Genomic DNA, 18,818 nt, shown 5'->3' with positions numbered 1-18,818 from the left:
GGTGGTGCAGGCCCGGTGAGGGCGAGGATCGGACGGCTCGGCTGATGGTCATCGTGCTCCGCACCACGGACGACGTGCTGCGCTGGGCCGGCCGGATGGTCGACCCACCGCTGCGCGCGGCCATCGGGCGGCTCCCGGAGCCGTCTCGCGAGGTCGGCGAGCTGCAGCTGGGCCACCCGGCCGGGTGTGACGCCCCGGCCGCATGGCTGCGCAGCGCGCTCACCCTGGTCTGCGCGGCCGCGGTCGGCGGCGACCCGCACGACGCGGTGCCCGCAGCCGTCGCGGTCGAGCTCATGCACCACTGGTCGGCGATCCGCCGCGACCTCGTCGACGGCCGGGCCGACGGCGCCGCCTGGAGCGTGGTCGGCTCCCAGCCGGCGGCGCTGGGCGGCGAGGCCCTGCTCGCGCTCGCCTTCGACGTGGTGGCCACCGGCGACCCGACCCACACCGCCCCCGGCCGCCCCCGCCAGCGCACCGGCGCCCCGGGCCCGGACCGGGCGATGATGCGCGTGCTGGGCGACACCGTCCAGGAGCTCCTGCACGGCCAGCACGCCTCCCTGGCGCTGCGCGAGACCCGCCCCGACCCGGCTGAGGAGCGCACCGACCTGCTGCGCGACGTGCTGGCCATGGTCGAGCAGCGCACCGGCGCCCTCTTCGGCTGTGCCTGCGCCCTCGGCGCGGTGGCCGGCGGCGGAGACGCGGACCAGGTCGAGCGCCTGCGGCTCTTCGGCGTGCGCCTCGGTCTGGCCGTGCAGTTCGCCGAGGACCTCCTGGGCATCTGGGGCGAGCACGCCGGCCCGGGCCGGCCCGCCTACGCCGACCTGCGGCGCCGGCGGCGCTCCCTGCCCGTCGCGGCCGCCCTGGCCGCGGGGGCCGACGAGCTGGCCGGCCTCTTCGACGGGCGCGGCCGCCTGAGCGACGCCGACGCGGAGCGGGCGGCGAAGACGATCGAGCAGTCGGGCGCCCGGGACTGGTGCCGGCGTCAGGCCGAGGAGCTGTTGTCGCAGGCCCTGCTGGCGCTCGACCTGGCCTCGCCCGCTCCGGCCGCCGTCGCCGAGCTGGTCGCCCTGGCCCGCCGGGCCGCCGCTGCACCAAACTGACTCCCTGCCACGGGCGATCGCCCCTTGCGTGACGATTTGCTCGAAATGTCGAGCGCTGGCGCGCCACGACATTTCGGACTTATCGCCTGACGAGGTATAAGTCCGATAAGTCGTGGCGCGCCAGCGCCCGACTTATCGGATCCAGGCGCTTTTACGACCATTCGGCGGCGGCGCGGGCGTCCGAACTCATCAGATCCCGGGCGCTTCCGCGCCCATTGACGGCTAGTCACCAGCATTTCGGACTTTCCGCCCGCCGGGGTATAAGTCAGATAAGTCGCGGCGCGCCAGCGCCCGACTTATCGCAATCGCCCCGAACGAACCCGCACCGAACCGTTTCCCGACCCGGCGACGCCATAGAGGTAACGCGGGGAGGAAACATGGCGGACGCCGAAGAAGAGTTCCACGAGTTCGTCCGAACAAGGCTCCCAGGTCTGCGCCGCGCCGCATATCTGCTGTGCGGCGACTGGACCCGGGGCGACGACATTGTCCAGCGCGCGCTCACCGACGCGTACGTGCGCTGGCGGCGCATCCGGCGGGCCGACAACGTCGACGCGTACGTGCGCACGATCCTGGTGCACCGCTTCGTCGACGAGCAGCGGCGCGGATGGGCCCGGGTGCGGCTGCTGGACCGGCTGCCCGACGGGCCGGCCGAGGACGCGGCACTGCAGGGGCTGCCGGCCGGGCTCGACCTGCGCGACGCGCTCGCCGAGCTGCCGCCGCGCCAGCGGGCCGTGCTCGTCCTGCGGTTCTACTACGACATGTCGGTCCAGCAGACCGCGGCGGCGCTTCGCTGCGCGCCCGGCACCGTCAAGAGCCAGACCGCCGCCGCACTGGGCGCCATGCGCCGGCGGTTGGCGCCGATCGACACGGGGAGTACGCGATGAACGTCCGCGACGAAGACGAAGACGAAGGGGCCGTGCGGGGCCTCATGCACGGCGGCGGCGAGGCGCCGGAGTCGCGGGTCGACCTCGCCCGGGTGGTCGCCGACGGGCGGCGGCGCAAGGCCGTGCGCACGCTGACGACCGGCCTGGCCGCCGCGGTCGTGGTGCTCGGGCTCACCGGGGCGGCGGCGGTCGCGCTGCGGCCCGCGCAGCCCGGCGAGGGGCCGGCGGCGGGAACGTCGGGGCAGGCCTCGGCGAGCCCATCCACCCGCGCCCGGCACCACGCCGGCGGCTTCGACGAGGTGCTGATCCTGCGCATCGCGCCCGGCTGGCTGCCCCCCGGGGTGCACGAGCGGACCGACCGCACCATGTGGGCGGCCATGCAGTCGCTCAGCTACACCGACGGCCGCGACAAGGGAAGCGCCACCGAGCTCAGCATCACGCTGTACGCGCCCGGGTACCTCCCCCGCCGGCCCGGCCCGGTCACCACCAGCCCAGCGCCCGCGCTCGGGGCCGGGGACGCACGGTGGTACACCGTGGACTCCGACCCCGCCACCACGGGGCTGCTCTGGCAGTGGGCGCCCGGGGCGTGGGCCACCGTCGAGGGCGAGGCGCCGGGCACGCCGGCCGAGAACCGGGCCGTGTGGCGGCACATCGCCGAGCGGCTCGGCACCGACGGGCGCCGGGCGGTGCCGGTCGGGCTGACGGTCGTCACGGACGCGCCGGTGACCCTCGTCGGCATGGACCGCGGCACCGACCCGGTGACCGGCGGGCTGCGCACGACGCTCGTGCTGGCCGAGCACGCCTACGTGCCGCCGCCCGGCCGCGACGGTCCCGGCTACCGCGTCACGCTGGGCGCCGACGGGCGGGTCGACCAGGGCGGACTGGACGCGCGGGTCGTCGCGATCGCGCGGGCGGAGGACTGGACGACCGACCCGGTTCCCTGACGCTCAGACGATGGCGGCGACCACCTGGGCGGCCCGGTCGGCGTGCTTCTGGTACGCCCCCGGGTACGCCGAGCGCTGCACCGCCTGCGCCGCCCCGGTGACGCTCATGCTCTGCCACCCCGACACGTGGGCCAGCGCGTTGTAGAACAGCATCGCCGAGTGGGCCGGGTTCATGAGCTCGGCCACGGTCCCCCAGCCCTGGCTCGCCCGCTGCTGGAACAGCCCGACCGAGTCGTGGTCCTGCGACACGCCGTCGTGCGGCAGCCGCAGCGAGGCCGGCACCGCGGGGCTGGCCACGTTGTAGAGGTCGCTCTCCTGCATCGCGGTGGCGACCGCCACGACCAGCGCCTTGGCCGGCATGCCCTGGGCCCGGCCCTGGCGCACGATGGCCACGGCGTTGTTCATCTGGGTCTGGGTGAGCCCGGCCACCGGGCGGGGCGGCTGAGGCGCGGGCGGCGGCACCGGGGCGGCCGGCGTCGGCGGCGTCGGCGTCGAGGCCTGGACCAGGGCGGCGGTACCGAAGTCGGCCTGCGGCCGGATGTAGGAGACGTCGAAGGAGTAGGGCGGCGGCGCGGCGGCCTCGGCGGCCACGGGCGCGGCCTGGCCGCCGGTCGAGCCGGTGGCGAGCAGTGCGGCGGACACCACCACGACGGACGCGGCGCCGGACCTCACGACGAGGCCGGGCCGGCGGTGTCTGGGACGAAACTGACGGGACAAAGTCTTCAAGAAAGATTCCTCACGGACGCGGCGAAACGGACGCTGCGAGACAGACGCGGCGAACGCGGACACGGCGAAAACGGACGCCACGAAAGCGGACGCTGCGAGACAGACGCGGCGAACGCGGACACGGCGAAAACGGACGCCACGAAAGCGGACGCTGCGAGAACAGACGCGGCGAACGCGGACACGGCGAAAACGGACGCCACGAAAGCGGACGCTGCGAGAACAGACGCGGCGAACGCGGACACGGCGAAAACGGACGCCACGAAAGCGGACGCAATGAAAACGGACGCGACGAATCGCACGCCGAAATGGGCGCGCGAGATCGGCACGATCCCATTGAGCACAAGGGATCGCGCGAGCGAATTCAGCGTGAAAGCGCAGCCAGGCTCAGTTCCTGGCGCTCACCTGTCCGGGAGGGAACGAGGCATAGAGGTGGACCACAGTGGTACTCCTTCCGATGCCGCCTACCGGGTTAGCTGACGGGTTCGGACGGGAGGATTCGCCCTACCGCGACTCGGTCGCGGATACACCCCAGAACTGCGGTGGGTCCCCGGCCCGCAATAATTGCGGCTCGACGGCGACTGCGCGGTGGCACCAATTCGGCGCCCGTCGACCGAGCAGACCACCCGACCTTACTGGGCGGTTTCGGCCTCGGCCAACCGCAGCAACGGGATCCCACCCGGCGCACCCGTTCGCTCACCGATTGCTGTCACACGATGGGTCATCCGTTCGGATGACCTGTTCGCGTGACGATGGCCCTTCACCTGGTACATCGCCTTGTCGGCAATGCGCAGCGCCGCGCCCGGATCGTCGATCGTGGCGTCGATCACGGCCACGCCGACGCTGACCCGCACCCGCACCGAACGGCCGTCGTGGATCACCGGCGCGCAGACGGCCCGCTCCACCCGCTCCACCAGGGCGGCCCGCGCGAGGTCGTCGCCGACGTTCTCGGTGAGCACCACGAACTCGTCGCCGCCGAGGCGCGCCACGGTGTCCCCCGGACGGACCAGCCCGGTCAGCCGTTCGGCCACCGCGACCAGCACCGCGTCGCCGGCGTCGTGCCCGAGCGTGTCGTTGACCATCTTGAAGTCGTCGAGGTCGCAGAAGAGCAGCGCACTGTGCCCCTGGCCGGTCCGGGCCCGGCGGATCGCCGCGGCCAGCGGTGCCGCCAGCGCGTCGCGGTTGGCCAGGCCGGTGAGCGGGTCGCGGGAGGCCCGGCGGACCAGGTCGGCCTCGTTGGCCTTGCGCTCGGTGATGTCCTGGACCTGCATGATGCCGAAGGACGGCGCCCCGGCCACCACCGACATGGTCGCCGACACCCAGATCACCGCGCCGTCGCCGCGCACGCAGCGCACCTCGTAGTCGCGCAGCGGCTCGCCCTTGCGGGTCAGGGCGCTGGCGACGGCCAGCCGGGCCCGGTCGAGGTCGTCGGAGTGCAGCAGGTCGGCCACGCGCATCTCGACCAGCTCGGCGGGGTCGCGGCCGAGCAGCTCGCACAGGGCGGGGTTGACCCGGGTCAGCCGGGCCGGGTCCAGCCCCTCCAGCCCGATCATGGCCATGCCGCTCCCGGCGCCGTCGAACGCCAGCCGGAAGGCCTCCTCACTGGCCGCGAGGTGCTGCCGCTCCCGCTGCAGCGCCTCGACCAGGTTGGCGTTGTCGATCGCGATGCCGGCCTGGGCGGCGAGCATCTCCAGCAGCTCGCGCTGGAAGGGCCCGGGGCGGCGCCCGTCGGCCGGCAGGTCGACGCCGAGAATGCCCACGATCTCGCCGTTGGTGGCCAGCAGCGGGGCGAAGAGGGCGTCGAGGGGGTGCCAGCGCTCGTCCTCGGGCACGCCGTCGCCGCCGGGCACCTCGTCGGGGATCCACGAGTGGATCTGGTCGCTGTGGCGGTCGTGCGGCAGATACCGCAGCTGCCCCCACCACTCGGCCCGCTCCAGGTAGGAGTCGAGCTCGGCGGCCGGGTAGCGGGAGCCGAGCAGCGTGGCCCGGGCCTCGTCCGAGCCGGCCAGCGCCACGGCCTCGTAGACGCCGTCGGGGTGCAGGTAGTTGACCACGGCCACGCCGAAGCCGACGCCGTCGACCACCGCGTCCACGATGAGCTGCAGCGTCTCGGCCAGGGTCACGCCGGTGTTGATGCGGCCGGTGATGCGGTACACGGAACGGATCGCGGCCATTGCCGTGTCTCGATCCGACTCCATGGCGCGCCTACCCCGCTCCGGCTGACCCTGCACCCCTATATCGACGCATCAGACCGGATCTGAAGTAAACCCTCGCGTCACCCCGGCAGAGCCAGGGCGCCGGCCGCGCGCTTGGCCTCCTTCATCATCGCCGCCACGATGAGGTCGCGCCAGGGCATGTACGGCAGCATCCGGATGCTCAGCGCCTGCAGCCGCGCGGCCCGCTCGGTCTTCGGCGCGAACCCGCGGGCCGGCCGCAGCGCGGCGCGCTGGTTGACCTCGACGAACTCGCGCATCGCGCGGTCGTAGGAGGACAGGTCCGGGCCGTCGGCGATCGCCCGGGCCAGCAGGTAGGCGCCGGTCAGCGCCATCCCGGTGCCCTGGCCGGTCAGCGAGGACGGCGCGTAGGCGGCGTCGCCGACGAGCGCGACCCGGCCGGCGGTCCAGCCGTCCATGCGGATCTGCGCGTTGGGCGCCACGTAGAGGTCGGCGGCGGCCCGCATCAGCTCCAGCAGGCGCGGCACGACCCAGCCGCCGCCGTCGAAGGCCGCATCGATCGCGCGCAGCCGCTGCTCCCTGTCCCGTGGGGGGACCGGGCCGCCGTACAGCAGCGTCACCTTGACCTCGCGGGAGCCCCGGTCCGTCTTCACGCTCACCACCCGCCCCGGCGCCGAGTGCACCAGCTGCCAGCGCTCGATGCCCAGCTCGTTCGGGGCGGTGAAGATCGCCGCGTTGCTGCCGAGGTGGTGGAGGTACGACTCCAGGGGCCCGAACGCCAGGGAACGCACCCGCGAGAAGATGCCGTCCGCGCCCACCACGAAGTCGAAGTCGTCCGTCCCGCCGTGCTCGAACTCCACCGCCACGCCGTCCGGGCGGGGCCGCAGCGCGGTGACGGTGTCGCCGAAGCGCCACTGGACGCCGGGCGGGACGGCCTCGTGCAGCAGCCGGCTGAGGTCGCCCTTCATGATCTCGATGTCGGCCGGGTCGAGGACACCGAATCCGAGCGGCAGCGTCGCGATCCGCCGCCCGGAACGGTCCACGAAGCTGGTTCCGAGCGTGTCGGTACCGCGCCGACGCGCCTCCTCCGCGATGCCCATGCGATCGGCCACCTCCAGGGCCACGCCCCGGATGTCGACCGCGTAGCCCCCGTCGCGGACGGAGGGCGCCCGCTCCACCACCACGACCTCGCACCCGGCCCGGCGCAGCCAGTAGGCCAGGGCGTTGCCGGCGATACTGGCGCCGCTGATCAGAACCCGCGTCATGCGTACACCGTACGAACACCGCTCGGCACGCGTAATGACGCCGGATCGGCGGTAGGGTGTGCACTAGTGCACGCCTACCAGCGGATCGTGACGCAGATCCGGGCCCGCATCGCCGCCGGCGAGCTTCGCCCGGGCGAGCGCGTGCCCTCCACCCGCGAGCTCATGCGCGACTGGGGCGTGGCGATGGCGACGGCCACCAAGGCGCTGGCCACGCTGCGCCAGGAGGGGCTGGTCGAGCCGCGCCCGGGCGTCGGCACCGTGGTCGCCCGCCGCCCCCGCGCCCGCCCCGGCGCGCCGGCCGAGGGCCCGACGACGCTGGAGCGCGCCGTCGGCACCGCGGTCGCGCTGGCCGACGCCGACGGCCTGGCCGCGCTGTCCATGCGCCGCCTCGCCGCGGCGCTGGGGATGCCGACCATGACGCTGTACCGCCACGTCGCCGGCAAGGAGGAGCTGCTCCTGCTGATGACCGACGCGGTCTTCGGCGAAGCACCGCTGCCGTCCCCGTCCGGCGACTGGCGGGCCAGGCTGGCCACCTCGGCCCGCCTGCAGTGGGGGGTCTACCGGCGCCACCCGTGGGCGGCCGAGGTCATGTCCTTCACGCGCCCGCCGATGGCGGCCAACGCGATGGCCCACACCGAGTGGAACCTGGCCGCGCTGGAGGCGGCGGGCCTGCCACTGCCGATGGCCATGCACGCCGCGATGCTGCTGGCCGGCCACGTCCGCGGCACCGCGATCAACCTCGAGTGGGAGGCCAACGCCGAGCAGGACACCGGCGTGGACAACGTGGAGTGGTTCACCGCGCAGGAGGCCCGCTTCGCCCGCATCACGGCCGGCGGGCGCTTCCCGGCGTTCCTCCGCCTGGCCGCCCTGGGCCCGGACGCGGTCGACTTCGAGCTGGACACGCTCTTCGAGTTCGGCCTGGCCCGCCTGTTGGACGGCCTGAGCGTGCTGCTTACGGTTGAGCGATGAGCACAGTCAAGCTGAACACCGGCCTGGAGATGCCCCTCGTCGGCTACGGCACGTACCCGCTCAAGGGGCGCCGGGCCACGGACGCGATCCTCGCCGCCATCGCCGCCGGCTACCGGCTGCTCGACACCGCCGCCTCCTACGAGAACGAGGACGCGGTCGGCGCCGCCGTGCGCGAGTCGGGCCTGCCCCGCGCCGAGCTGTTCGTCACCACCAAGCTGCGCGGCCGCGACCAGGGCCGGGACACCACCCGCGCGGCGCTGGAGGCGTCCCTGGAGCGGCTCGGCCTCGACTACGTCGACCTCTACCTGATCCACTGGCCCATGCCGGCCGTCGGGAAATACATCGAGTCGTACGCCGTGATGGCCGACCTCCACCGCGAGGGCCTCATCCGCTCGCTGGGCGTCTCCAACTTCCTGCCCGAGCACATCGCGGCCGTCACCGCCGCGACCGGCCTGCGCCCGGCGGTCGACCAGCTGCAGGTCTCCCCGTCGCACTCGCGCCCCGAGCTGGTCGCCGCCGTCCAGGAGGGCGGCACGGTCGTGCAGGCGTGGAGCCCGCTGGAGCGCAACACCGGCGTGCTGGACGCCCCGGCCGTCACCGCGATCGCCGACCGGCTCGGCGTGACCGGCGCCCAGGTGGTCCTGCGCTGGCTCCTGCAGCGGGACATCGCGGTGGTACCGCACTCCGGCGACCCGACCCGCCAGCGCGCCAACGCCGACCTGTTCGGCTTCTCCCTCACCGCCGAGGACATGGCCGCCGTCGCCGCCTTGGACAAGGGCGTCCCGGTCAAGCAGGACCCGGCCACCTGGGAAGAGTTCTAGGCCACGAACGGAGGCCGGAGACGCGCGTCGGGGGGGCAGGCATCTCCGGCCTTTTCGTGCCTTCTCGCGCCGCCGGTCAGCCGGTGACGACCACCACGACGCGGCGGTTCTCGGCCCGGCTCTGGGGCGTGCCGCCGACCACGGCCGGATGGGTGCCACCGAAGCCGAAGATCGACGTGCCCACGTTGGCCCCGGCCGACCGCAGCGGGGTGCAAACCCAGCGCGGCACGGGTGCAGTTCTCAGCCGCCCGAGTCGTCGAGTTCCGCGCCCTCGGGGACCAGGTCGCTGTCGCGGTCGTCGAGCCAGCCGTCGGGGAGGACGACCTTGCCCGGGGTCCCGGTGCGCCCGCGCGGCTGGCCCAGGATCTCGCGCGGGAAGGGGGCGGCGTGCTCGAGCTGGGCGAGCAGGTCGGCCAGCTCCCCCAGCGACGAGGCCATCGCCATGAAGCGGCGCAGCTCGCCGCCGGCCGGGAAGCCCTTCAGGTACCAGGCCACGTGCTTGCGGAAGTCGGTCACGCCGTCGCGCTCGGTGCCGAGCCACTCGGTCAGCAGCTCCGCGTGGCGGTACATCAGCGCCGCCACCTCGCCGAGCGACGGCAGGACCCGCTCGGAGGAGCCGGCGAAGGCGGCCGCCAGGTCGGCGAAGAGCCAGGGGCGGCCCAGGCAGCCGCGGCCGATCACCACGCCGTCGCAGCCGGTCTCGGCCATCATCCGCAGGGCGTCGGTGGCCTCCCAGATGTCGCCGTTGCCCAGCACCGGGATGTCCAGGGCCTGCTTCAGCGCGGCGATCGCGGACCAGTCGGCCTCGCCGGAGTAGCGCTGGGCGGCCGTGCGGGCGTGCAGGGCGACCCAGGCCACGCCGGCGTCCTGCGCGGTCAGGGCGGCGTCGAGAAATGTGCGATGATCGTCGTCAATCCCGATGCGCATTTTCACCGTCACCGGAAGCGGGCCGGCCGCGGCCACCGCCGAGGTGACGATCTCCCGGAAGAGTTTGCGCTTCCACGGCAGGGCCGAGCCGCCGCCGCGGCGGGTGACCTTCGGCACCGAGCAGCCGAAGTTCATGTCGATGTGGTCGGCCAGGTCCTCGGCCACCACCATCTCGACGGCCTTGCGGATGGTGGCGGGGTCGACGCCGTACAGCTGCAGGCTCCTGGGACGCTCCCCCTCGCCGAAGCGGATCATCGACATCGTCTTGGGGTTGCGCTCGACCAGGGCGCGGGTGGTGATCATCTCGCACACGTAGAGGCCGGCGCCCTGTTCGCGGCACAGGCGGCGGAACGCCACGTTGGTGATGCCGGCCATGGGGGCCAGCACCACTGGAGGGTCGACGACGTGGGGTCCGAGCTGCAGCACGCCTTCGAGGATCGCACGGCCCACCTCGCCCACCCAAACGAAGCCATTGCTTGAAACTGCGCGGAAAAGCCTTTGAAATTCCACCTTTTTTCAAATGGCTCGAACGCGGGAGAGAGCGCTCTCGTGCGCGTTTCTGCTCGTGGTACCGCTCCCAGTAGCATTGGAAATCGAAAGTCATGCCATTTCTTGTGCTCCTTGTCACCCGCCATGGCGAGGAACCAGAAAGACGCCTTACGGTGTGCCGCACACCCGACCTAACGAGGACTCAGGCCGTGCCGCCGTGGGTATGGAGGCGTTGTGCAGAAGTTCGTGTACGACTTCGAAGAGGGCAACCGAGACCTCAAGGACCTGCTGGGTGGCAAGGGCGCCAACCTCGCGGAGATGACCAACCTCGGGCTGCCGGTCCCGCCCGGCTTCACCATCACCACGGACGCCTGCCGCGCGTACCTCGAGTCCGGCGAGATCCCGTGCGGCGACGAGATCAGCGCGCACCTCGCGGCGCTGGAGAACACGATGGGCCGCCGGCTGGGTGACGCCGCCGACCCGCTGCTCGTGTCGGTGCGCTCGGGGGCCAAGTTCTCCATGCCCGGGATGATGGAGACCGTCCTCAACGTCGGGCTGACCGACGCCAGCGTGGCCGGGCTGGCCGCGCAGGCCGGCGGCGACGAGCGCTTCGCCTGGGACTCCTACCGCCGCCTGATCCAGATGTTCGGCAAGACGGTCTGCGGCGTGCCGGGCGAGGAGTTCGACCACGCCCTGGAGGACGCCAAGCACCGCGCCGGCACCCGCGACGACGTGGGGCTCGCGGCCGAGCACCTCAAGATGCTGGTCGACGACTACAAGGGCATCTTCCGCGAGCACACCGGAAGGGACTTCCCGCAGGACCCGCGGGAGCAGCTCGACCTGGCCATCGGCGCGGTCTTCGGCTCCTGGAACGCCGACCGGGCCGTGCTCTACCGCCGCCAGGAGCGCATCCCGGCCGACCTCGGCACCGCGGTCAACGTGGTGGCGATGGTCTTCGGCAACCTGGGGGCCGACTCCGGCACCGGCGTGGCGTTCACCCGCGACCCGGCCACCGGCGAACGCGGGGTGTACGGCGACTACCTCGCCAACGCCCAGGGCGAGGACGTGGTGGCCGGCATCCGCAACACCATGCCCCTGCAGGACCTCGAGGGTCGCGACAAGGCCAGCTACGACGAGCTGATGACGATCATGACCAAGCTCGAGGAGCACTACAAGGACCTCTGCGACATCGAGTTCACCATCGAGCGCGGCAAGCTGTGGATGCTGCAGACCCGGGTGGGCAAGCGCACCGCGGCGGCGGCCTTCGTCATCGCCACCCACCTCGTCGACGAGGGGGTCATCGACCTCGACGAGGCCACCCAGCGGGTCACCGGGGCGCAGCTGGCCCAGCTCATGTTCCCCACCTTCGACCTGGCCGACGAGCCGGAGCAGCTGACCCGCGGGGTCGGCGCCTCGCCGGGCGCGGCGGTGGGCAAGGCGGTCTTCGACGCCCAGCACGCGGTCGCCATGGCCAAGGAGGGCGAGCAGGTCATCCTGGTGCGCCGGGAGACCAACCCGGACGACCTGCCCGGCATGATCGCCGCCCAGGGCATCCTGACCAGCCGGGGCGGCAAGACCTCGCACGCGGCCGTGGTCGCCCGCGGCATGGGCAAGACCTGCGTGTGCGGCGCCGACCAACTCGACGTGAACCTCCACAAGGGACAGTTCACGGTGGACGGGCACGTGGTGTCCGAGGGCGACGTCATCTCCATCGACGGCACGACCGGGCGGGTGTACCTCGGCGAGGTGCCCGTCCAGCCCTCGCCCGTGGTGCAGTACTTCGAGGGCAAGCTGGACCCGCACTCGGATGCGCTCGTCTCCGCGGTACACCGGATCCTCACCCACGCCGACGAGCGCCGCCGCCTGCGGGTGCGCACCAACGCCGACACCGCCGATGACGCGGCCCGGGCGCGGCGCTTCGGGGCCCAGGGCATCGGCCTGTGCCGCACCGAGCACATGTTCCTCGGCGAGCGCCGCGGCCTGGTCGAGCGGCTGATCCTGGCCCGCACCGCCGAGCAGCGCGACGCCGCACTGGCCGAGCTGCTGCCCCTGCAGCGCGACGACTTCACCGGCCTGTTCCGCGAGATGGCCGGCCTGCCGGTCACCGTGCGGCTCATCGACCCGCCGCTGCACGAGTTCCTGCCCCCGCTGGAGGACCTCGCGGTCAAGGTGGCGGTGGCCGAGGAGCGCGGCGAGGACCCGGGCCACGACAAGGACCTGCTCGACGCGGTGCGCCGGATGCACGAGGAGAACCCGATGCTGGGCCTGCGCGGCGTGCGCCTGGGCCTGGTCATCCCGGGCCTCTTCGCGATGCAGGTGCGGGCCATCGTCGAGGCGGCCGCGAGCGTCGAGGACGCCCGGCCCGAGATCATGGTGCCGCTGGTCGGCGCCGTGCAGGAGCTGGAGACGATCCGGGCCGAGGCCGAGAAGATCATCAAGGAGTTCGCGGTCGACGTGAAGATCGGCACGATGATCGAGGTGCCGCGGGCCGCGCTCACCGCGGGCGACATCGCCCAGGCCGCCGACTTCTTCTCGTTCGGCACCAACGACCTGACCCAGATGGGCTGGGGGTTCTCGCGGGACGACGTCGAGGGGGCGTTCTTCTGGCGGTACCTCGAGCTCGGCATCTTCGGCGTCTCGCCGTTCGAGTCGATCGACCGCGACGGGGTCGGCCGGCTGGTCCGCATCGCGGTCGAGGAGGGCCGGGCGGCCCGGCCGGAGCTGCACTTCGGCGTCTGCGGCGAGCACGGCGGGGACCCCGACTCCGTGCACTTCTTCCACGAGGTGGGGCTGGACTACGTGTCCTGCTCGCCGTTCCGGGTGCCGGTCGCCCGCCTGGAGGCCGGGCGCGCCGCCATCGAATCCACCGGGTCCGACTCCCGGTAGATGGACCACCGGGGTTTCGAGTCCCCCGGTGCGCGAGAGAAAGGCCGGGGCAATGGCGCCCCGGCCTTTTTCGCTCCCCAAACTACCAATTCCCGATTTACCGAATGTATGACCTGTCGGCGTATAAATCGGATAAGCCGAGGCAGGAGTGCGCCCGACTTATCCGTAAACGCCAGATCCCTAGCCGGCCTTCACGTGGGCGACGGGTCCGCTGCCCACGCGAAGAGGCGCCTAGATCTCCATTTCGTCCTCGACCCGCGAGAGCTGGTGGCGAGCCAGGGCCAGGTTGGCCCGGCTGCGCAGCAGCGCGAGGTAGAGGAACAGGCCCTTGCCCGAGCGCCCGGTCACCGGCCGGATCAGGTGGTACTGGTTGGCCAGCGTGATCAGGATGTCCTCGATGCCGTCCTTGAGGTTCAGCATCTCGATGGTGCGCATCTTGGCCCGCACGACATCGGTGTTGCCGGCCGCCGCGACGGTCAGGTCGAGGTCCTTCGACCCGCCCAGCACGCCGAGCGCCATACCGCTGTTGTAGTCGACGAGCGCGACGCCGATCGCGCCGTCGATCTGCATGAGTTCCTTGAGCGCAGTCTCCATGTCCGCCATGGCTACCTCCGAAAGTCCGTTCCGTGGGGAAGTGGGAAGAGTGGGGGAAGTAAGGGGTTTCGAGGGCGAAGTATCTGCAGCGAGGGAGTTCGGCGAGGGCTCTGTTCGCCGGGGCCTTCGGTGCGCTCCGCCGTTGCGGCTCACCACCGCGCCGGCTCCGGGAGCCCTTGCGAGAAGCTGAGCACGGCGTCGGCCACCACCCGGGAGAGCACGGCCGTGGCGCGGCGCGCCTCGTGGTGCAGCAGCCCGACGTTGGCGTCGGCCGCGGCCAGCAGCACCAGCACGGCGCCGTGGCCGGCCATGTACATCGCGACGTACCCGCCGGAGCTGCGGATGAGCACCTCCCGGAACTCGTCGTGACCGGCGCTGTCGGCGATGCGCTGGCTGACGCCGAGGCAGGCCGCGGCCAGCGCCGCGACACCCTCGACCACCAGCGCCTGGGCGTCGTCGGCGATGAGCAGGCCGTCGGTGCTGGCGACCAGGCACCCGGTGATCTCCGGAACGGCCTGCCGCAGCCGGCCGAGCTCCGCGAGAAGCTCGCCACGCAGCTCCGCGTCGGTCCTCATCGAGTCCGTCCTCCTTTCCGCCCGCTGCCGAAGAAGCTGGCGCCGCTGTACACGAAGCCGGTGCCGCCCGTCGAAGACGCCGGCACCGCTGTCGAAGCAGCGGCGCCGCCGCTGATGCCGTTTCACCGCAGCGACTGCAGCGCCGCGCGAATCCGCTTCAGCAAGGTGTCGTCCGGCGCCTTGTCGATGGCCCCCGGCAGCACGGCGAGCGCGCTCACCCCCGTCGGCAGCTGGCGCCGGGGCGGCGCCTGCGGCGGGTCATCGAAGGTGAACGTGCCGGGCACCCGCTTGGGCAGCAGCTCCGGCTCGGGCTCGGGCTCGTGCGGTACCGCGGCAATGACTCTGGTCTCGGCCTGGGTCGTCTCGGGGTCGGGCTGCGGCATGACGAGCAGGCCCGCGGCCGCGAGCCTGCGCACGTCCAGCGTCACCGCGTAGGCCGAGCGCCCTAACAGGCCCGCCAGTTCCTGCGGGGTGCGCTGACCGTCCGCGTGCAGCACGATCTCCCACTGCAGGCCGGACAGGAGCACCCGATCGAGACCGGGCCGCAGCACCGGCACGACCGGCGCGTTGTCAGTCGCTTCGGAGGGGTGCACCTCGTCGAGCATGCGCCACTGGCGGGTGACGTAGTCGCACACCTGGTCCGTCGTCACCGCGATGTCGGCGCCGAGCCAGTGCTCGATGCCCGGATTGAAGCGCAGCTCTGCCGGGGAGGTCCCGAGCACGAAGAACGCGGCGTCGTGCAGCGCCTGCAGCGCGCACAGCTCGACTTCGGCCGCGGTGACGTGCCCGCCCTCGACCAGGGCGCGGGCCGGGCGCGAGGCGATGGTCTCCCACACCCGCTCATCGACCAGCCCGGCGGCCGTGAGCAGCCGGTCGACGCTCGGCGCGGCCGGCGACTCGACGCCGTTGACCAGGCCCTCGCGCAGGAAGATGACCCCGCCGGGCTCGCCGTGCACGGTCAGCGCGCCGGTCGCGCCGGCGGCGGCGAGCTGCGCCAGCGCCTTGGCGGGCGTGGTGCCCTTGGCGAATTTCGGCTGCTTGCCGGGGGCGTTCGCCTTCGCCCCCACGGCCACCACGCTCACGCCGTGACTGTTCCCATGACTCGCGGCCCCTCCGCTGCGCTCCGGACCGCTCACGCCGTCACCTCGCTTCGCTCCGTCGCCTCCGTCGCCTCCGCTGCGTTCCGACCACTCACGCGAGGTCGTCGGCCAGGGAACGGACGCGGCGCCGCGCGATGGCCAGGTTGCCCTCGTTGCGGTCGAGCCAGACGTACAGGATGAGCCGGGAGTCGAAGGTGGTGCGTACCGGCCGGATCAGGTGGTACGCAGCCGACGTGCTGATGATGACGTCCTCCACGGAGTCGCCCGGCACCGCCGGGGCATAGGCCGCGGTCTGCATTGCCGCATGGATCACGCTCGCCGTGCCGAGAGCGGCAGCGGTCGGGTCGGCATGCGGGGCGACGTCCGGCTGCCCACCCTCCAGGCCGAGCGTCTGCCCGGTGGTGTAGTCGATGAGGCTTGCGCCGATCGCGCCCCGGATGGTCATCGCTCGCCGAAGGCACTCATCGATCACGGGCACAACGGGCAAGTTACCCTGCGCTCCATGATCGACTACTCCCTGCGTTCGGGCAGCAAAGGATGTCCATTCGGCTTTTGAATTTTGCAATATGCACGTTTCGCCTACTTGGCCGTCGGAAAGGTTGTAGTGTGCCCCGCCCGCACGGCCGCAGACCTGGCTGCGACGACCGTCGACCCGGCGTATGGTGGGTCCCCACGTCGACGGCGGAGGTGGTTATGGGGAGTCACTGGTACGCCCTGATCGTGGACGCGGTCGACCCGGAACGCCTGGCCCGGTGGTGGGCGGAAGTGCTGGACCACCGCGTGCAGAGCGTATCGCCCCGGGAGGTCGTCATCGGCCCCGACATCGACGGCCATCCCCGAATCGTGTTCCTGCGGCACTCGGGTGAGACGCCGGCGAAGAACCGCCTCCACCTGGATCTGCGCCCCGACGACCTGGACGGCGAGCTGGAGCGGCTGGTGAACATGGGGGCCCGCCACGTGGACGTCGGCCAGCTCGAGGACGCCGGCTGGGTGGTGCTCGCCGACCCGGAGGGCAACGAGTTCTGCATTATGCGGCCACAGCGATGACCTTCGCCAAGACCTACCGCCTGGCCATCGCGGCCGGTCTGGGCCTGCTGACCGTCGCGATGGGCGCCTTCGCGGTCTACTCCGTGCGCGAGGTGCTCGTCCAGGTGCTCATCGCGCTGTTCATCGCCGTGAGCCTCGACCCGGCCGTGCGGCTGCTGATCCGCCACGGAGTGCGCCGCTCGCTCGCGGTCGGCATCATCCTGCTGCTCGCCCTGGTGATCCTGGCCGGGTTCATCTGGTCGCTGGTGCCGCCGCTGGTCGGGCAGGCCGGGCAGCTGCTGGACAACGTCCCGCACTACCTGCAGGAGCTGCCCGAGCGATCGAAGACGTACCGCGAGATCGCCGACCGCTACGGCCTGACCCAGAAGCTCACCGACTTCGCCGCGACCCTGCCCGGCAAGATCGGCGGCGGCGCGCTCGGCGTGCTCACCGGCATCTTCAGCGTGCTGGTCAACGTCGTGCTGGTCACCGTGCTCACCATCTACTTCATGGCGGACCTGCCGCGCATCCGCCGCGGCCTGGTCCGCCTGGTGCCGCGGACCGCCCGCCCGCGGGCCGCGCAGGCGATCAACGTGGTGGTCGACAAGGTCGGCGGCTACATGATCGGCAACCTGATCATCTCGGTCTTCGCCGGCGTCTCGGCGTTCGTCTGCCTGTTCGCGCTGCACGTGCCCTTCGCACTGCCGCTGGCCGTGTGGGTCGCCCTCACCGACCTCATCCCGCTCATCGGCGCGACGGTCGGCGCGGCCGGCTGCTGCATCGTCGCCCTGGCCACCGGCGACGTCGTCTCCACCGCCGTGCTCGTCGGGTTCTTCGTGGTCTACCAGCAGGTGGAGAACTACCTCATCGCCCCCCGGGTGCTGCGCAACACGGTGGACCTGTCCTCGATCGCGGTACTGCTGGCCGCCCTCACCGGCGGCGCGGTCCTCGGCCTCGTGGGCGCGCTGATGAGCATCCCGATCGTCGCCGCGGCCAAGGTGCTGATGACGCCGATGGTGGAGGCGCTCAACGAGCCGCCGCCCGAGCGCGAGCCGCCGGCCGAGCCGCCGGTGCCGATCCCGGCGCCGAGAGATGAGGACTCTTCTAAGCTCGATACGTGACCGATCCCGACGCTGATCGCTTCGTGGCCGAACCGGTCAAGGACTCGGTCACCACGCCCGCCGACAACGGCCGCACCCCGTTCCAGCGCGACCGGGCCCGGGTGCTGCACTCGGCCGGGTTCCGCCGGCTGGCCGCCAAGACGCAGGTGCACACCGCGGGCACCGACGCGTTCCTGCGCACCCGGCTCACCCACTCCCTGGAGGTCGCCCAGATCGGCCGGGAGATGGGCGCGCGGCTGGGCTGCGACCCGGACGTCGTCGACGTCGCCGGGCTGGCCCACGACCTCGGCCACCCGCCCTTCGGGCACAACGGCGAGGACGCGCTGGACGCGGTCTCGGCGGCGTGCGGGGGCTTCGAGGGCAACGCGCAGACCCTGCGGGTGCTCACCCGGCTGGAGGCCAAGGTCGAGGGGGCCGGGCTCAACCTCACCCGGGCGTCGCTGGACGCGGTGTCGAAGTACCCGTGGCCGCGCGAGCCCGGGCGGCGCAAGTTCGGCGTGTACCCCGACGACCTGGAGGTCTTCCGCTGGCTGCGCGTCGAGGACGGCCCGCGGCGCTGCCTGGAGGCCCAGGTCATGGACTGGGCCGACGACGTCGCCTACTCGGTGCACGACCTCGAGGACGGCATTCACGGTGGGTACGTCCACCTGGCCCCGCTGCGCGCGGACGCGGGCGAGCGGCGGGCCCTGTGCGCCGACGTCGCCGCCGCGTACTCGCACGAGCCGGCGGCCGACCTGGAGGCCATCCTGCTGGACCTGCTCGCCGACCCGGTGTTCGAGCCGCTGGACGACTACGACGGCAGCCACCGCGCCCAGATCGCCCTCAAGCGGATGACCAGCGTCCTGACCGGTCGCTTCGCCGCGTCCGCGGTCGCCGCCACCCTCGATCGCCACGGCCCCCGCCCGCTGCGCCGCTACGACGCCGACCTGCTGGTGCCGCCCCTGGTGCGCGCCCACTGCGCCTTGCTGAAGGGCATCGCGCTGCGCTACGTCATGCGCCGGCCAGGATCTTCGCAGCGGTACTCCGACGAGGTGGAACTCCTGCAGTCGTTGGTCGCCGCCCTGCTCGATCGCGAGGGCGACGGCCTCGACCCGGTCTTCGCCCCGATGTGGCGGGCCGCCCCCGACGACGCGGCCCGCCTGCGCGTGGTGATCGACCAGGTCGCCAGCCTGACCGACCAGTCCGCGGTGGCCTGGCACACACGGCTGTCCGGGTCGTGA

At 72.4% G+C, this 18,818-nt stretch carries 18 protein-coding genes and 1 riboswitch; of the genes, 9 read left to right on the top strand and 9 right to left on the bottom strand.

The window, feature by feature from the left end; all coding sequences use genetic code 11:
- Positions 1-44 precede the first annotated feature (44 nt).
- The 3 genes from ABD352_RS23940 (at position 45) to ABD352_RS23930 (ending at position 2,928) form a co-directional block, all read left to right on the top strand.
- Positions 45-1,100 carry a polyprenyl synthetase family protein gene (locus tag ABD352_RS23940; protein WP_344614704.1) on the top strand — a complete coding sequence of 352 codons (1,056 nt, stop codon included), beginning with the start codon at positions 45-47 and terminating at the stop codon, positions 1,098-1,100.
- 377 nt (positions 1,101-1,477) lie between these two features.
- Positions 1,478-1,984 (top strand): SigE family RNA polymerase sigma factor, encoded by a 507-nt coding sequence (locus ABD352_RS23935; RefSeq protein ID WP_344614703.1) that lies wholly within the window; start codon positions 1,478-1,480, stop codon positions 1,982-1,984.
- Positions 1,981-2,928 carry a hypothetical protein gene (locus ABD352_RS23930; RefSeq protein ID WP_344614702.1) on the top strand — a complete coding sequence of 316 codons (948 nt, stop codon included), beginning with the start codon at positions 1,981-1,983 and terminating at the stop codon, positions 2,926-2,928. Before ABD352_RS23935 ends, ABD352_RS23930 begins: the two co-directional genes overlap by 4 nt.
- Before the next feature lie 3 nt (positions 2,929-2,931).
- Here ABD352_RS23930 and ABD352_RS23925 read toward each other — a convergent pair whose 3' ends face one another.
- The 3 genes from ABD352_RS23925 to ABD352_RS23915 form a co-directional block, all read right to left on the bottom strand.
- A complete protein-coding gene (locus tag ABD352_RS23925) occupies positions 2,932-3,570 on the bottom strand; it encodes a hypothetical protein (RefSeq protein ID WP_344614701.1) in 639 nt (212 codons plus the stop codon).
- Positions 3,571-4,097: 527 nt separating this feature from the next.
- Positions 4,098-4,238, bottom strand: a riboswitch (cyclic di-AMP (ydaO/yuaA leader).
- Positions 4,239-4,283: 45 nt separating this feature from the next.
- The gene (locus ABD352_RS23920; RefSeq protein WP_344614700.1) at positions 4,284-5,825 is read right to left on the bottom strand and encodes a diguanylate cyclase domain-containing protein; all 1,542 of its coding nucleotides are present in this window, start codon (positions 5,823-5,825) and stop codon (positions 4,284-4,286) included.
- A gap of 101 nt (positions 5,826-5,926) precedes the next feature.
- The gene (locus ABD352_RS23915) at positions 5,927-7,090 is read right to left on the bottom strand and encodes an FAD-dependent monooxygenase (RefSeq protein WP_344614699.1); all 1,164 of its coding nucleotides are present in this window, start codon (positions 7,088-7,090) and stop codon (positions 5,927-5,929) included.
- A 66-nt stretch (positions 7,091-7,156) separates the two neighbouring features.
- Here ABD352_RS23915 and ABD352_RS23910 point away from each other — a divergent pair, with 66 nt between their 5' ends.
- Positions 7,157-8,059, top strand: coding sequence for a TetR/AcrR family transcriptional regulator C-terminal domain-containing protein (locus tag ABD352_RS23910; RefSeq protein WP_344614698.1), 903 nt, complete (start codon positions 7,157-7,159; stop codon positions 8,057-8,059).
- A complete protein-coding gene (locus ABD352_RS23905) occupies positions 8,056-8,880 on the top strand; it encodes an aldo/keto reductase (protein ID WP_344614697.1) in 825 nt (274 codons plus the stop codon). The genes ABD352_RS23910 and ABD352_RS23905 overlap by 4 nt, the downstream gene beginning before the upstream one ends.
- 76 nt (positions 8,881-8,956) lie before the next feature.
- On the opposite strand, the gene ABD352_RS23900 is transcribed toward ABD352_RS23905, so the two are convergent.
- Positions 8,957-9,109 (bottom strand): OmpA family protein, encoded by a 153-nt coding sequence (locus ABD352_RS23900; RefSeq protein WP_344614696.1) that lies wholly within the window; start codon positions 9,107-9,109, stop codon positions 8,957-8,959.
- An 11-nt stretch (positions 9,110-9,120) separates the two neighbouring features.
- Complete coding sequence (gene dusB / locus ABD352_RS23895; RefSeq protein WP_344614695.1) at positions 9,121-10,257, bottom strand: tRNA dihydrouridine synthase DusB; 1,137 nt, start codon at positions 10,255-10,257, stop codon at positions 9,121-9,123.
- Between the two features lie 273 nt (positions 10,258-10,530).
- Here dusB and ppdK point away from each other — a divergent pair, with 273 nt between their 5' ends.
- Entirely contained in the window at positions 10,531-13,182 is a 2,652-nt protein-coding gene (gene ppdK, locus ABD352_RS23890) for a pyruvate, phosphate dikinase (RefSeq protein WP_344614694.1), read from the top strand.
- A 231-nt stretch (positions 13,183-13,413) separates the two neighbouring features.
- Here the strand turns inward: ppdK and ABD352_RS23885 are convergent, their stop codons facing one another.
- The 4 genes from ABD352_RS23885 to ABD352_RS23870 form a co-directional block, all read right to left on the bottom strand.
- The gene (locus tag ABD352_RS23885; protein WP_344614693.1) at positions 13,414-13,785 is read right to left on the bottom strand and encodes a hypothetical protein; all 372 of its coding nucleotides are present in this window, start codon (positions 13,783-13,785) and stop codon (positions 13,414-13,416) included.
- A 140-nt stretch (positions 13,786-13,925) separates the two neighbouring features.
- On the bottom strand, positions 13,926-14,351 hold the full coding sequence (locus ABD352_RS23880; RefSeq protein WP_344614692.1) for a roadblock/LC7 domain-containing protein: 426 nt from the start codon (positions 14,349-14,351) through the stop codon (positions 13,926-13,928).
- A 122-nt stretch (positions 14,352-14,473) separates the two neighbouring features.
- A complete protein-coding gene (locus ABD352_RS23875; protein ID WP_344614691.1) occupies positions 14,474-15,433 on the bottom strand; it encodes an ADAM 12 protein in 960 nt (319 codons plus the stop codon).
- Positions 15,434-15,542: 109 nt separating this feature from the next.
- Positions 15,543-15,929, bottom strand: a complete 387-nt coding sequence (locus tag ABD352_RS23870) for a hypothetical protein (RefSeq protein ID WP_344614690.1) — start codon at positions 15,927-15,929, stop codon at positions 15,543-15,545.
- Between the two features lie 215 nt (positions 15,930-16,144).
- Here ABD352_RS23870 and ABD352_RS23865 point away from each other — a divergent pair, with 215 nt between their 5' ends.
- From ABD352_RS23865 to ABD352_RS23855, 3 genes are read left to right on the top strand one after another with little or no spacing between them, the layout of a single operon-like run.
- Complete coding sequence (locus ABD352_RS23865) at positions 16,145-16,498, top strand: VOC family protein (RefSeq protein ID WP_344614689.1); 354 nt, start codon at positions 16,145-16,147, stop codon at positions 16,496-16,498.
- Positions 16,495-17,598, top strand: a complete 1,104-nt coding sequence (locus tag ABD352_RS23860; RefSeq protein ID WP_344614688.1) for an AI-2E family transporter — start codon at positions 16,495-16,497, stop codon at positions 17,596-17,598. Before ABD352_RS23865 ends, ABD352_RS23860 begins: the two co-directional genes overlap by 4 nt.
- Positions 17,595-18,818: a deoxyguanosinetriphosphate triphosphohydrolase gene (locus ABD352_RS23855; RefSeq protein WP_344614687.1), complete on the top strand. Its 1,224-nt coding sequence runs from the start codon at positions 17,595-17,597 to the stop codon at positions 18,816-18,818. Before ABD352_RS23860 ends, ABD352_RS23855 begins: the two co-directional genes overlap by 4 nt.

It is taken from the genome of Dactylosporangium salmoneum (genome assembly GCF_039532525.1).
Lineage (GTDB): Bacteria > Actinomycetota > Actinomycetes > Mycobacteriales > Micromonosporaceae > Dactylosporangium > Dactylosporangium salmoneum.
The sequence above is the reverse complement of the archived record's forward strand: the minus strand, read 5'-3'. Positions and strand labels throughout refer to the sequence as shown.

What these genes read in the sequence shown, in the direction of transcription:
- ABD352_RS23940 (WP_344614704.1), top strand. Translation starts at nt 45, where the DNA reads ATGGTCATCGTGCTCCGCACCACGGACGACGTGCTGCGCTGGGCCGGC.
- ABD352_RS23935 (WP_344614703.1), top strand. Translation starts at nt 1,478, where the DNA reads ATGGCGGACGCCGAAGAAGAGTTCCACGAGTTCGTCCGAACAAGGCTC.
- ABD352_RS23930 (WP_344614702.1), top strand. Translation starts at nt 1,981, where the DNA reads ATGAACGTCCGCGACGAAGACGAAGACGAAGGGGCCGTGCGGGGCCTC.
- ABD352_RS23920 (WP_344614700.1), bottom strand. Translation starts at nt 5,825, where the DNA reads ATGGCCGCGATCCGTTCCGTGTACCGCATCACCGGCCGCATCAACACC.
- ABD352_RS23915 (WP_344614699.1), bottom strand. Translation starts at nt 7,090, where the DNA reads ATGACGCGGGTTCTGATCAGCGGCGCCAGTATCGCCGGCAACGCCCTG.
- ABD352_RS23905 (WP_344614697.1), top strand. Translation starts at nt 8,056, where the DNA reads ATGAGCACAGTCAAGCTGAACACCGGCCTGGAGATGCCCCTCGTCGGC.
- ABD352_RS23885 (WP_344614693.1), bottom strand. Translation starts at nt 13,785, where the DNA reads ATGGCGGACATGGAGACTGCGCTCAAGGAACTCATGCAGATCGACGGC.
- ABD352_RS23880 (WP_344614692.1), bottom strand. Translation starts at nt 14,351, where the DNA reads ATGAGGACCGACGCGGAGCTGCGTGGCGAGCTTCTCGCGGAGCTCGGC.
- ABD352_RS23865 (WP_344614689.1), top strand. Translation starts at nt 16,145, where the DNA reads ATGGGGAGTCACTGGTACGCCCTGATCGTGGACGCGGTCGACCCGGAA.
- ABD352_RS23860 (WP_344614688.1), top strand. Translation starts at nt 16,495, where the DNA reads ATGACCTTCGCCAAGACCTACCGCCTGGCCATCGCGGCCGGTCTGGGC.